At 32.2% G+C, this 13,113-nt stretch carries 11 protein-coding genes and 1 pseudogene; 5 read left to right on the plus strand and 7 right to left on the minus strand.

All coding sequences use genetic code 11. The annotated features are described in order from the left end of the window. Positions 1 to 165 precede the first annotated feature (165 nt). From CVD18_RS18630 to CVD18_RS18640, 3 genes are read right to left on the minus strand one after another with little or no spacing between them, the layout of a single operon-like run. Positions 166 to 645, minus strand: a complete 480-nt coding sequence (locus CVD18_RS18630) for a GNAT family N-acetyltransferase (RefSeq protein ID WP_103867024.1) — start codon at positions 643 to 645, stop codon at positions 166 to 168. A 10-nt stretch (positions 646 to 655) separates the two neighbouring features. Further along, a complete protein-coding gene (locus CVD18_RS18635; protein ID WP_103867025.1) occupies positions 656 to 1,405 on the minus strand; it encodes a C40 family peptidase in 750 nt (249 codons plus the stop codon). Between the two features lie 41 nt (positions 1,406 to 1,446). After that, positions 1,447 to 2,625, minus strand: a complete 1,179-nt coding sequence (locus CVD18_RS18640; protein ID WP_103867026.1) for an acetyl-CoA C-acyltransferase — start codon at positions 2,623 to 2,625, stop codon at positions 1,447 to 1,449. Positions 2,626 to 2,878: 253 nt separating this feature from the next. On the opposite strand from CVD18_RS18640, the gene CVD18_RS18645 reads away from it, so the two are divergent. The 5 genes from CVD18_RS18645 (at position 2,879) to CVD18_RS18665 (ending at position 8,202) form a co-directional block, all read left to right on the plus strand. After that, positions 2,879 to 4,924, plus strand: coding sequence for an HD family phosphohydrolase (locus tag CVD18_RS18645; RefSeq protein ID WP_103867027.1), 2,046 nt, complete (start codon positions 2,879 to 2,881; stop codon positions 4,922 to 4,924). Between the two features lie 705 nt (positions 4,925 to 5,629). Continuing rightward, positions 5,630 to 6,031 (plus strand): type VI secretion system tube protein TssD, encoded by a 402-nt coding sequence (gene tssD / locus CVD18_RS18650; protein WP_103867028.1) that lies wholly within the window; start codon positions 5,630 to 5,632, stop codon positions 6,029 to 6,031. Between the two features lie 14 nt (positions 6,032 to 6,045). Continuing rightward, complete coding sequence (locus tag CVD18_RS18655; protein ID WP_103867029.1) at positions 6,046 to 7,317, plus strand: hypothetical protein; 1,272 nt, start codon at positions 6,046 to 6,048, stop codon at positions 7,315 to 7,317. A gap of 2 nt (positions 7,318 to 7,319) precedes the next feature. After that, the gene (locus CVD18_RS18660; protein ID WP_103867030.1) at positions 7,320 to 7,751 is read left to right on the plus strand and encodes a hypothetical protein; all 432 of its coding nucleotides are present in this window, start codon (positions 7,320 to 7,322) and stop codon (positions 7,749 to 7,751) included. A gap of 70 nt (positions 7,752 to 7,821) precedes the next feature. Next, positions 7,822 to 8,202 (plus strand): hypothetical protein, encoded by a 381-nt coding sequence (locus tag CVD18_RS18665; RefSeq protein ID WP_103867031.1) that lies wholly within the window; start codon positions 7,822 to 7,824, stop codon positions 8,200 to 8,202. Positions 8,203 to 8,885: 683 nt separating this feature from the next. Here the strand turns inward: CVD18_RS18665 and CVD18_RS18675 are convergent. From CVD18_RS18675 to CVD18_RS23250, 4 genes and pseudogenes are all read right to left on the minus strand, one after another. Beyond that, positions 8,886 to 9,173 (minus strand): DUF3817 domain-containing protein, encoded by a 288-nt coding sequence (locus CVD18_RS18675; protein ID WP_103867033.1) that lies wholly within the window; start codon positions 9,171 to 9,173, stop codon positions 8,886 to 8,888. A 17-nt stretch (positions 9,174 to 9,190) separates the two neighbouring features. After that, positions 9,191 to 10,429 (minus strand): mechanosensitive ion channel family protein, encoded by a 1,239-nt coding sequence (locus CVD18_RS18680; RefSeq protein ID WP_103867034.1) that lies wholly within the window; start codon positions 10,427 to 10,429, stop codon positions 9,191 to 9,193. Between the two features lie 159 nt (positions 10,430 to 10,588). Further along, the gene (locus CVD18_RS18685) at positions 10,589 to 12,859 is read right to left on the minus strand and encodes a TonB-dependent siderophore receptor (RefSeq protein WP_233194592.1); all 2,271 of its coding nucleotides are present in this window, start codon (positions 12,857 to 12,859) and stop codon (positions 10,589 to 10,591) included. A gap of 60 nt (positions 12,860 to 12,919) precedes the next feature. Beyond that, a pseudogene (locus tag CVD18_RS23250) lies at positions 12,920 to 13,036 on the minus strand (hypothetical protein); the annotation flags it as partial. Positions 13,037 to 13,113 lie beyond the last annotated feature (77 nt).

Consider the following 13,113-nt stretch of genomic DNA (forward strand, 5'->3'; position numbering starts at 1 on the left):
TGAAACCATTTAATGGAGTGGCAACTAAATATCTACAGAATTATATGAACTGGTTTATGGTCTTGGAACGCATAAAAGAGAATAACCAACGGCTCAAATCCTTTGCCTACTATGCCCTTGCTGGACAAAATGCATGGCAAATTTGGAAAACAACAACTGAATCAGTCATATAGTAGAATATAGCCAAGATTTAAAGCCATTTTTTTTATAAAATTTGATAGCTCCGATATTTTTATCCCATACACCTAACCAGACTGTCTTTATTGATTTCGAATTAGCTATTTGCACTGCTTTTTCAAATAGTACCTGGTCTATCTTTTTACCTTGATATTGTTTTAAGACATAAATCCGTTCTATCTCAAGAGTAGTGCCTTCTACAGATTCCGTTTGTGCATCGCCCGTATTTATTTTTAGGTATCCAGCAATCTCATTTGCAATTAGAACGAAATAAAATTCGGATTCAGGATTTTGAAGTTCCTGAGTAATATTATCAAGTGTAAAATTTTGATCTAAGTAGTCATTAATATTTTTCTCTATATTATGAGGAGGACCAAACGCATCATAAAATGTTTGACGGCCGATATTTAATAATACCTTATTATCATTAAGATTTACTTTTTTGATGATAAGGTTTTCAGAATTCATAATAGTAAAATTAAATAATACGTTTAATTACTCTTAGTTTATGAGTATGAGTTCGTTTCTCTACATTATAGATTCCTGTATGATCTATACGATCCACGCGCACTTTACCATGCGCATGGATAATATAGTTATCTTTCATCATGATCCCTACATGGGTGATTGTACCTTCTTCATTATCAAAAAACGCAAGATCACCAGGTTCACTTTCTTCTATAAAACTCAAAGGTTCCCCTTGAGTAGCTTGTTGAGATGCATCTCGTTGTAATTGATACCCATTTAGTTTATAAACCATTTGAGTAAAACCGCTACAATCAATACCAAAATTTGTTTTCCCACCCCATAGATATGGAGCATTAAGAAACAGAAAAGCGGTATCAATAAGATGTTTTTTAGCTTGTCTTTCTGTAATCTTGGTTCCTTCGTATTGATGATTAAAAAAATCTAATGCCTGCAAAGAAGCACCTAATGGGATAGGCATAAGTTGGTTATCTTCACAACTTACAAAATCTACCATATCACCCACTAAAGACATAGACATTTTATTAAAATTATCATAAGTCTCTTTATTGATCTCTACATATTGTTTATTATCGATCCATCCTTCATAAAGATCAAAAGCCAAACGAATTTTACTCCATTTTTTGCGCTGTTCTAATATTTTGAAATGTTCACCATATAACACTTGTGAAACCATTTCACTAGGATCTTGTGGTTCAAAACGTAATGGAACAATACTCAGATTACAAATACCGTATTGCATGTAATAATTTTAATTATAAAAAACCAGATTAAAAAAAATGATTATACACGCTCTATTACCATAGCAGATGCACCACCACCACCATTACATATTGCGGCAGCTCCTATTTTTGCATTGTTTTGTTCTAATACATTGATCAATGTGATTAAAATTCGAACTCCTGAGCATCCTAATGGGTGACCTAGAGAAACAGCACCACCATTTACATTGGTATTAGCATCAGTTAGCCCTAGAATTTTTAGATTCGCTAATCCTACTACAGAGAATGCTTCATTAAATTCAAAAAAATCAACATCGTCAAGAGATATTCCAGCTTTTTCTATGGCTTTTGGTAGCGCTTTTGCAGGAGCCGTAGTAAACCATTTAGGTTCTTGTGCAGCATCAGCATAACTTTTTATTTTTACAAGAGGTTGTAATCCTAGTTCGGTAGCTTTTTCTGCACTCATTACCACTACAGCACCAGCCCCATCATTGATAGTAGAAGCGTTTGCAGCAGTTACAGTACCTTCCTTAGAAAAAGCAGGGCGCAAAGCAGGTATTTTCTCCATTTTTACATTCTTGTATTCCTCATCTTCTGTGACCAATACGGGTTCTCCTCGACGTTGTGGAACCGCAACAGGAACTACTTCATTATTAAACTTACCATCAGACCATGCTTTTGTAGAACGCTCATATGATTGAATAGCAAATGCATCTTGATCTTCTCTACTAAAATTATGTTCGGTAGCACATAAATCTGCGCAAACTCCCATTGCATTTTGGTCATAGGCATCTACCAAACCATCTTTTTGCATACCATCCTCTAATGTCTGTGACCCAAATTTGTGTCCAGATCTCAACCTTACATAATGAGGAATTAAACTCATATTTTCCATTCCTCCAGCTACCACGATATCAGCATCACCCAAAGCAATTGCTTGTGCAGCATGCATAACAGCTTTCATACCACTGGCACATACTTTATTTACAGTAGTACAAGGTACATTATCATTAATTCCTGCTGCTAATGCTGTTTGTCGAGCAGGAGCCTGCCCATTTCCTGCTTGTACAACATTACCCATAAATACCTCTTGAACAAGAGAAGGGTCTAAATTTATTTTATCTAATGCACCTTTGATTGCAGTCGCACCTAGTTGAATCGCTGGAACAGTAGAAAGACTTCCCATAAAACTTCCGATTGGTGTACGCGCTGCAGATACAATTACTACTTCTTTACTCATGATCTATATTTTAAAAAAATGTGTGTATTGTTATTTTGCGAATTTAATGATTTTTTAAGGGATATGCATAGGGAAGTTACTAACAAGAGTACTCGTATTGTACTGACTTATTTTTATTACTTTTGAATTCATTTATAGAATCATGCTTATAAGATGGATAGATAAGGAATCTGAATATCTATATTCTTTAAAGATTATAGATAGGAGATAAAAAGAAAGTTGAAAGACTGTAAGCGTTCTTAAATTTTGAATCATGAATAGCTTTTTAAATAAATTATATAAAAAACAATCCTTGATATACAGGATTTTTCTTTTTATATGTACTGCAATACTTATCGTATACTTATTTCCTAAAGGGGGGATATTCAAATATGAGTTTGCAAAAGGAAAACCTTGGCAATATGAAAACCTATATGCCCCATTTGACTTTGCAATAGCAAAGACTGAAATAGAAATAGAAGCAGAGAAAAAACGAATCAATGATAATGTAATTCCTTATTTTGAATATGATACTGTAATAGCAAATACAGCAAAGGAATCATATGATAAATCTTTTGCAAATTATCTCAAAACCTTAAATCAAAGTAGTTCTAGAGATCAGGCTAAACTTTTTGGTAGAATATTACTCAATGATATATATAGACATGGGATTTTACAAGAAACCTATTCATATAATGATCAAAGGCAGATTTTTTTAAATAAAGGAAATACGGCAGAGGCAATTACTTATAGTCAGATTTTAACTCCTGTTATGTTGACCCGAATCATTAATTCGCGAATTGACAAAAGTGAATATGTTAAGTTCAAAAGTGATTTTGTGGCGCTGTTTTATGATTTGATAAAACCTAATGTAAGGCTTAATCAGAAATTAACAGAAAGTACTTTAGAGATTGAGTTAGAAAAAGTACTGACTACTAGAGGAGGGGTTTCTAGAGGTAGTAGAATCATTGCAAAAGGAGAAGTTGTAGAAGGAGATAAGTTACAAATATTAACCTCATTAAAAGCAGAATATGAATCGCAGGTATGGAGTGACAAGAATTTTTATTGGATAGTATTAGGGTATTGTCTTCTGGTCTCGCTAGCACTTATGATGCTTTTGTTATTTATAAGAAAATACAGGCCTGATATTTACGATAATAATACACAAGTAACATTTATATTTTTTAATGTTCTTTTTATGGTATTGATCACTACATTGGTTGTTACCTATACATCAGATTATATATATGTCGTCCCCTTATGTATTTTACCCTTGATTCTTAAGGCATTTTTTGATTCTAGGTTAGGATTATTTACGCATGTCATTACTGTATTGATATTAGGTTTTGTGGTTCCTAATAGTTATGAGTATACATTTTTGCAAATTATTACCGGAATTGTAACCATACTTACTATTTCAGAATCTTTTAAAAGAGCTAATTTATTTATTTCTGTAGGACAAATTACATTGATTTATATTTTGGCATATATTGCTTTTCATGTGATTCATGAAGGAAGTATTGCCAATGTAGATTGGGTGACAATAGTTTTATTTGTAATTAGTGGATTTGCAACTCTGATTGTACATCCATTAATCTATGCCTATGAGAAGATTTTTGGACTTATTTCTGATGTCTCTTTGTTAGAGCTCAGTGATACTAATTCTGTATTGCTTAAAGAATTGTCTAACAAAGCTCCAGGAACATTTCATCATTCGCTTAATGTTGCTAATATAGCAGAAGCTGCAGCTAATGAGATAGGAGCTAATGCCATGTTAGTAAGAGTAGGAGCATTGTATCATGACATAGGTAAAATGGTAAATCCAACTTATTATACAGAGAATCAATCTGCATCAGGTAATGCGCATGATGTATTATCACCAAAAGAAAGCGCCAAAATTATTATAGACCATGTTATAAGAGGGGTAGAAATTGCCAAAAAATATAACTTGCCAGATCGTGTTATTGATTTTATAAGAACACATCACGGTACAAGTACAGTATATTACTTTTATGCAAAAGAGAAAGAAAGTAACGAAAATGTAAATATAGAGGATTTTCAATATCCTGGTCCTAGGCCTTTTTCTAAAGAAACTGCTATCTTGATGATGACTGATAGTGTAGAGGCTGCCTCAAAAAGTCTTAAAAACCCTACTAGTAGCCTTATAGATACTTTTGTAGAAAAGATAATAACAAAACAGATGGAAGATAATCAGTTCCTGAATGCTAATATCACTTTTAAAGAAATACAGCAAATCAAAAAAGTATTTAAACGTAAATTAACAAATATCTATCATCTTAGAATAGAATATCCAGAGTAAAATCACAATATGCAGTATAATACATAAAATATTGTAAACTAGCAACTTAGAACTTCTTTTTTTTCTGTGGTTTAACCATATTTATTTTGAGGCATTCATTCCTCTTTTTTTTGATAAAAAGTGTATATTCGTACACACAAACTTAAAACTGGCGTATTATGAAAGAATTACCTAACTTTTTTTATAGAAAATATTTAAGGCATAGTATAAACTGATCTTTTAAAAATTTAAAAGCATAGTATTGTTTTACAAAATATCCTACCCCATTTTATGAGTATCACCCAAAACCCCACAATAGTGGTGCTACTATAGATTAAATAATACTCCTAAAACAGTAATGTATCCTTGATATTTGACTCTTTTTGTGCTTCAGTAGTAGATATTGTTGTGTACAGAAGAGAACTCATTTATATCAAAATATGGGATACTAACTATATATAGAAATAACATTGTCGTCATGATATACTAATAAACAATGTGAATTATTAATAAATATCAATAAAAAGAAAACATGTTAGCGCGTAATAATAACAGATAATATTTAATTATAGGTTTTTAAGAGGACTACAGTATAGCAACTAGAGAAATGTTACACTATAGTGGTTTTGCACCTCAAATTACAAAGCTTTAGAAACACTAGTAGAGAGTAGATTATGGCATCTATATATTACACAAAATAATAACATATTAACCACACACAACACAATGGCGACAAAAACAGAACTCATCATCGATAATAAAGCTTATAAGATTATAGAATGTTCCTTTGATTATCATAAACCTGTAGATTACAGTGGTAGACCGAGTGCTCGGGTACGAGCAGGTAGCATTCTTATTGTATTAGATTTTGATGGTCAAGACGATTTAATAGACTGGGCAGGTAATGATACAGCTACTCGTGATGGTAAAATTATCTTTTACAAAGGAGATGGTATGGGAATCAAATTCACGCTGGATTTCAAACGAGCATATTGCTCAGATATGTACACCTATCACAGTAATCTAGAAGGAGGTGGAGTTGTATCAGAGCTTAAGATCAATGCACACCAGATGAGTGTCAAAGGACATACTCATATTAATAATTGGCCAGTGGCAGAGAAAAAATAATAATACTGCTAGATATGAGAAAGAGTAACGAAACTCTAAGGGGGGTAGATGATATATTGCGCCCCGCAATAGAGCGAGCAGTAAAACCACGATTTGATGGTAAACCACCAACCGCATTTGATATTGGTTGGGCATTGAGATGGGAGATAGATAATACCCGTACCGCGCTATCAGAAGCATTGTATAAGGTAGACCTTGCTACCGATGAGATAGGAGTGAGACGTAGTCACATGCATCAATGGCAAAGCCTACAACCTTATGCAGCTGATAAAGTAAATACTCAAGATTATGTGCGTAGAGCAAATAATGGATATCAGGTATGGGATGGCTATAAATGGACACAGCTTTCTAAAGATGCCAAGATAAGTGTAACCAGTGAGCGTAGTGAAGCTACCCATAATAAATTAGGAGTGGTAGTACGAGCAGAAGATATCGCTACCAATACCCATATTCTCTTTGTAGATAATGATGTGTACAAACGAGGGGGAGAAATTACCTATAATGGTCCTATAGGAGGTGATCCTGATCTGGGAACCCGATTTATATCTCAAGAAATTAATTGGGAAGATCCTATGTACGATGCTGTAAAAATGGGAACAGCTATTACAGGCAAGGCTGCAGGAGCTTTAGCAATGAATAGAATAGGTAATCTTACCCCATGGCATAAGGGAGAAAATTTATATAAAGCCAGAGGGTGGTATCGTAATCAAGAAGGGAAACTACGTAAATTAAGTAGCCAGCGCAATACAGTAGGAGCAGGGGGTCACCGTGTAGGGGCACGTACTGCGTCAAATAATATAAAATATTTAAAAAATGGAGCGAAAATCTGTATGTGGATTAGTATTGGAATTAGTTTATATGAAGCTGGTTCTGCAGGTTTTTATAAAGATTCTAATAGAAATGAAGTTTATACTAAAGCTAGTATAGATATAGTCATGGCATTAGTTGGTACTAGGGGAGCTATAGGTTGGGTTATATCAGGTAGTTATTTTATTTTATCTGCAACTGGCACATTTGGAGATTGGGGACAACCTAGTGGGGTAACTAGTAATGGAGTGCCTTATGATAATAGTTTTGGACAATTGGGGACTTTTGGCAGTACTTATAGTGATGATTTTGACATTGATTATGTTCCATCCATTCAACATAAACGTAGTAGGATGCGAGAACGTTTGTATCATATGCAAGATAGGGATCATACTTATGTGAAACCACAGGTGCATTATAGGGTAAATATGGATGGGCAAGAATTTTATCCTATACAGGATTTCTATAACAGGCTATAATTATGAACTGGTTAGAAAAAATACGTCCACCAAAGTTATATCGCTATATGTTTTATGTAGAGTATAGGTGGGCATTATTTTTTAATAATGATACACCAGCGTTTAGTGCATTGTTGTCATCATTAATAATGATTTTATTTCAAAGTACGTTCATAGTATTTTTTGTTTCTTATTTGTTAAATATTGATTTTTTTGGAATGTTTTTAACAGGCATTCATAAAATTTATATTGTTTTTTTTATGCTTATATATTTAGGTATTGGTTATTTAGTTTTTTACTATAAAGGTAAATGGCAACGTATTATCAAAGAGTTTGAGGGGGAAACCAAAGAAGAAAAAGTGAGAGGCTCTATTTTTTTAGGTATTTATTTATTGATAAGTATTTTATGCCCTATCGGAGGAATATATTTTATAACTGTAATGTCCCCTTATTAATTTTTTTTAGTTTTGAATAAGAACTTTTTCTATACAAGAATTTTTTAATAAATTATAAATTTAGAATGATATGGATTTAGGTGATTTCATTTTTATATCATCTATTGTAATTCCTGGCTTAATATTTGAATTTTTTAGAAATTATCTTGATAAAAATAAAAGCTGGTGGTTTATTTTGGGAGGTAGTTCTATTATTACTTTGATGGGTTATATATATGTATATACAAGTAATATAGATCATAAAAACACATTATACGTAAGCTTAATAGTCCCGTTATATGCAACTTTATTATATAAAGGTATGACATTGTTATTTGTAAAATGGTTTGGTCGAATGCCAGAAGATACTTTTCTTGAATTTAGAGTGAAATTTTCTGATGCTATGTTTAATATTTTATATGGAATATTGATTACTGTAGTCCCTCTAAGTGTAACCTATCTTTTGTACTAACATTATATTGTAAAAACGAAAATGATAGTATAGACAAATTATAGAGGAGGTATGGATAAGTAAGAATTTTACCCTATACAAGATTTCTATAACAAGCTATAATTATGAATTGGTTAGAAAAAATACGTCCGCCAAAGTTATATCGCTATATGTTTTATGTAGAGTATAGGTGGGCATTATTTTTTAATAATGATACACCAGCGTTTAGTGCATTATTGTCATCATTAATAATGATTTTATTTCAAAGTATGTTTATAGTATTTTTTGTTTCTTATTTGTTAAATATTGATTTTTTTGGAATGTTTTTGACAGGCATTCATAAAATTTATATTGTTTTTTTTATGCTTATATATTTGGGGGGGTGGTTATTTAGTTTTTTATTATAAAGGTAAATGGCAACTTATTATTAAAGAGTTTGAGGGGGAAGCAAAGAAGAAAAAATAAGAGGTTCTATTTTTTTAGGTATTTATCTATTGATAAGTATTTTATGCCCTATTGGAGGAATATATTTTATAACTGTAATGTCCCCTTATTAATTTTTTTGAGTTTTGAATAGATGTTTATATTACATACTTTAGACCTCCAGCACATGAACATGGAGTACATTTTATAAGATAATAAGATATGAATTGGCTAGAAAAATACGACCGCCAAAATTATATCACTATATGTTTTATGTAGCTTTATGCTTTTGCAGAATCTTTTAAATATTTTTTATCCATCCAGAAAGTACCAAAAGGAATGATAGAACAAAGCAAAACGATGATTAATGTTTTTGCATTCCATTGTTTTTCAAATTTGACCATGATTGCTAGTACTATATATAGTAAAAAAAGAAAACCATGAGCCATACCAATAATTTGATTTGGTTCTGGTGATTCAAATATATATTTAAGAGGCATGGTTACAAATAGAATAAGTAGATATGAAACTCCTTCTAGGAAACTAATAATTCTGAAACTGGTAATCATATGTGTGTATTGATGTATTATTTATTGATAGTGTAGTTTAGTTCAAAAACCTCTAGGTCAAAGTATGGTATTGCAGATAATAAATGATCAAAGATATCTGCCATTATCTTTTCATAATTTTTCCAAACTTTGTTGTTACTAAATGCATATATTTCCAAAGGAGTACCTTGCGCAGTAGGAGGTAGTTGCCTACTCATAATAGTCATTGTTTTGTTGATATATGGGTGGTTCTCTAAATAGAACTCTACATAGGTTCTAAAAACTCCCATATTGGTTAGATTCCTACCATTCATCAAAACATTTTTATTTATATTATTTTCTTGATTATGGCTATCTATGTTTTTTTGTACATCCTGCAGATACTCATTGAGTAATTCTATCTCTTGTAGTTTATTAAGATCTTCTGTTGATAGAAAAGAAATACTTGATGTTTTAATCAAAATCGCTCTTTTTATTCTTCGACCACCAGAATTCATCATACCTCTCCAGTTTTTAAAAGATTGAGAGGTGAGATAGTATGTTGGGATGGTAGTGATTGTTTTGTCAAAATTCTGAACTTTTACAGACGATAAATTGATTTCTACAACATCTCCATCAGCACCATATTTTTCCATAGTAATCCAATCTCCAATTCTCACAGTATCATTAACCGCAACTTGTATACTAGCTACAAATCCAAGAATGGTGTCTTTAAAAATCAAAAGAATAACAGCAGACATTGCTCCAAGAGCTGTCAAGAATGTCCAGATTGATTTTCCAGTCATAGAAGAGAAAATCATAATTCCGCCTATAAACCATACAAATATCATAAATACCTGTACATAACTATCGATGGGTTTATCTTTGAACGAGGATAAAGATTTTAAAAAATCTCTAAACGTTCTTAGAATACTACGTAGAATCCATATGGACAATACAATCACCATAATATGAAAAAGTATTTCTAGATATTTTTCTGCTGTAGGAAATGAAACAAAGAGCATAGGAACAATCCATATTGTCAACGACAAGGGGACTATATGCGCAAGGTAATTAAAGGTCTTGTTTTTTACTAAGTAATCATCAAAGGTATTTTTTGATTTTGAAGCGTAACTTTTGAAAACAGCAACAATTACTTTTTTAAAGACAAAATCTACTATAAAAAGAACAACGATAAGAATAGATATTCCTATTAGTAGATTCAAATACTCTGCCGTAGTCTCAGAAAGACCTTTGGAAACAAAAAGATTATAAAAATAACGAATTAAATTTTTCATCAATATTCCGTACTAAATTTCCTGCAAAAATAGGGTTCTATTACTTTATAGAAGAAATAAATAGAAAGAATTAACTATTTATATTTTATGGATACAAAACAACCTCATTATATATGTATAATGAGGTTGTTTGTTTATATTGACAATTAAGATGATTTTTTATAATTTATAGTTCAGAGATAAAGTAAACATTGTGCCTAATTGACTAAAATGAAATCCATTATAAGTCATTTGCGAATATCGTTGATTAAAGGTGATTAGATTAGAATTAGTTCTCACCTGTGCAGGGTCATTCAAGATAGCTTCTCCGTTTGCATTACGTGCTTTGAATTCCCATTCTGGTAATACATTTAATAAGTTGTTAACATTTACTGCGATTGTAAACTTATTGGTAGCATTGAAATTGATTCCCAAATCAGTAACTATTTTGGGGATAAACTCAGTTTGCAGATCGGTGCTCATACCTTGTTGTCTAAAAGTAGTTTTCCCAAAATAAGTATTGTTTAGAGAGAAATCGAACTTACCAATCTCATAATTTGCCCCCAATATCCATTTTGTTCTAGGTCTAGAGGTAAAAAATAAAGCTTCTTGAGTTTCATTTACTACTGATTGCCCAGAATCTTCGACAATTTTAGGGTTTTTAACTTCTCCAATTCTTTTATTTTCTATAGTATAATTACCAGATAGACTAAAGCCAAGTTGTCCATTTGCAATAGGAATATTTCTATAATTGGCAACAAGATCTATTCCAGATGTTCTGGTATCAATTGCATTTACAAAAAAGCTTAGATCATTCAGGTTATTATCATTGAGTAATCGATCTAGGTTGGTATCACCAATACTGTTACCTACTGCATCGGTGGCTGTTTTTCCGATTCTGTTACTTAGGATGATTCTATCTCTAACCTCGATGTTATAATAATCAATAGTGAAATTGATATTACTATTAATTTTTGCACCAATACCTACAGTAATATTGGTTGATTCTTCTGCGTCCAATCTGGGAATATCTAATAATTTTGCTTGCGGAGAAACATTATTTATCAAACCACCAACCTGAATTCCTGCTCCTGGAACAAAGGCATATTGTGCTTTTTGCGAGTAAATTTGATGTAGGGTAGGAGCTCTAAATCCAGTAGAAATAGAAGCTCTTAGAGTAAGTTTATCTTGTAGAAATTTATACCTAGAACTTAGTTTCCATACAAAAGCTTCACCAAAGTCACTATAATCCTCTAGACGTACTGTTCCGTTTACTAAAAAATCTTTAGTAATATCAGCAGAAATATCTATATATCCTCCAAAGTTATATCGATTAAATTTTCCTGAATTCTCAGGGCTATTTCCAGCAAAAGAATCACTTCCACCACCATCATATGAAGCTAAACTACCTTCAAATATTTCAAAAGTTTCTGTCCTGAATTCTGCTCCAAAACCAATACTAATTTGATCAGAAAGTAGTTTGGCGATATCAATATTACCAACGCTATGTTTAAACCCTGTTCCTCCTGGATCAAATGATAAAGGACTATTCTCTCTATATAGTTCTGATCCCTCTATAAGTTCACCAGCATCTACGGTGCCATTACCATTTGCATCAATCCAAGTAGAAGGAGAGTATACTGTATTGCCATTATGAGAATTGTTTACAATATAGGTTTGTGTATTTCCTCCTGTTGTATAACTCAAGTCATAGTTCCAGCCATTTCTTACGGTTTTATAACCAATGGTGGCATTATAATCATTGAGAACACCTTCAAAAGTAGGAACATACCCTATATATTCACCGTTTGAACCATCAGGGAAAAAATCTTGCAGATAAGGAAAATCAGACAGAGTTCTCCAGTATGGTGTTCTGTAGTTGGCAAAGCTATTTACTTTTTTATAAACATAAGCCGCATTTATATACATCTGGGTGTACTCATTGATATCATATCCACCGTTTAGTAAAAATTTGGCAGCTGCCGTTTCTGGGGAACCATTAATGTTACCTGCATCGGGTTTGAAAGCTAAAAATTGATCAATATCTGCTCTTCCTTGCGTATTGGCGCTATTGATTTCTGCTAACCTTGTATTGTAAGCTACTGTACCTACATAATTATCCAGAAAAAATTGTTGAGCTTCTTCTGCTGTAAAATCAGTTAAGCTTTGACCACCAGCTCCTAATTCATCTCCCACGAGATAACTATTATAGCGATCAGGATCTGTAAAAAAAAAGTCATTGAATTCTCCTTCTGCATCTACTGTTCCAGGTCTATTAGCAAGGCTTACCTTAGAAAAATCAACAGTATAATTAAAAAAACCTTTGTTATCACCTATACTAGCTCCATTATTAAGGCTGACACCTATAGTTTCTCCATCTCCTTCTGATGTTATACCAGATCGTATTGTTACAGAACCCTCATCTGGATTATCTTTTAAAATGATATTCATTACCCCAGCAATAGCATCAGATCCATATTGGGCAGATGCCCCATCTCGTAATATTTCTACTCTCTTGATTGCATCTGTTGGTATTGCAGAGATATCAGAACCAGTTTCACCTATTCCAGGAGATGTTTGTGTATATAATAAAGCACTTAGGTTTTTTCGTTTACCATTAATAAGGATGGCTAAGTTCTAAAATACATATGATCTAGTGCTATATTTTTAAAATTCATCCAAGTTTGATTCGAAGTGAACGCAAA

It is taken from the genome of Aquimarina sp. I32.4, assembly GCF_002924285.1.
Lineage (GTDB): Bacteria > Bacteroidota > Bacteroidia > Flavobacteriales > Flavobacteriaceae > Aquimarina.

Excerpts from the sequence above, each read along its gene's own strand:
- CVD18_RS18680 (WP_103867034.1), bottom strand. The coding sequence starts at position 10,429 with ATGAAAAATTTAATTCGTTATTTTTATAATCTTTTTGTTTCCAAAGGT.
- CVD18_RS18645 (WP_103867027.1), top strand. The coding sequence starts at position 2,879 with ATGAATAGCTTTTTAAATAAATTATATAAAAAACAATCCTTGATATAC.
- CVD18_RS18665 (WP_103867031.1), top strand. The coding sequence starts at position 7,822 with ATGGATTTAGGTGATTTCATTTTTATATCATCTATTGTAATTCCTGGC.
- CVD18_RS18685 (WP_233194592.1), bottom strand. The coding sequence starts at position 12,859 with ATGAATATCATTTTAAAAGATAATCCAGATGAGGGTTCTGTAACAATA.
- CVD18_RS18675 (WP_103867033.1), bottom strand. The coding sequence starts at position 9,173 with ATGATTACCAGTTTCAGAATTATTAGTTTCCTAGAAGGAGTTTCATAT.
- CVD18_RS18655 (WP_103867029.1), top strand. The coding sequence starts at position 6,046 with ATGAGAAAGAGTAACGAAACTCTAAGGGGGGTAGATGATATATTGCGC.
- tssD (WP_103867028.1), top strand. The coding sequence starts at position 5,630 with ATGGCGACAAAAACAGAACTCATCATCGATAATAAAGCTTATAAGATT.
- CVD18_RS18635 (WP_103867025.1), bottom strand. The coding sequence starts at position 1,405 with ATGCAATACGGTATTTGTAATCTGAGTATTGTTCCATTACGTTTTGAA.
- CVD18_RS18630 (WP_103867024.1), bottom strand. The coding sequence starts at position 645 with ATGAATTCTGAAAACCTTATCATCAAAAAAGTAAATCTTAATGATAAT.
- CVD18_RS18640 (WP_103867026.1), bottom strand. The coding sequence starts at position 2,625 with ATGAGTAAAGAAGTAGTAATTGTATCTGCAGCGCGTACACCAATCGGA.
- CVD18_RS18660 (WP_103867030.1), top strand. The coding sequence starts at position 7,320 with ATGAACTGGTTAGAAAAAATACGTCCACCAAAGTTATATCGCTATATG.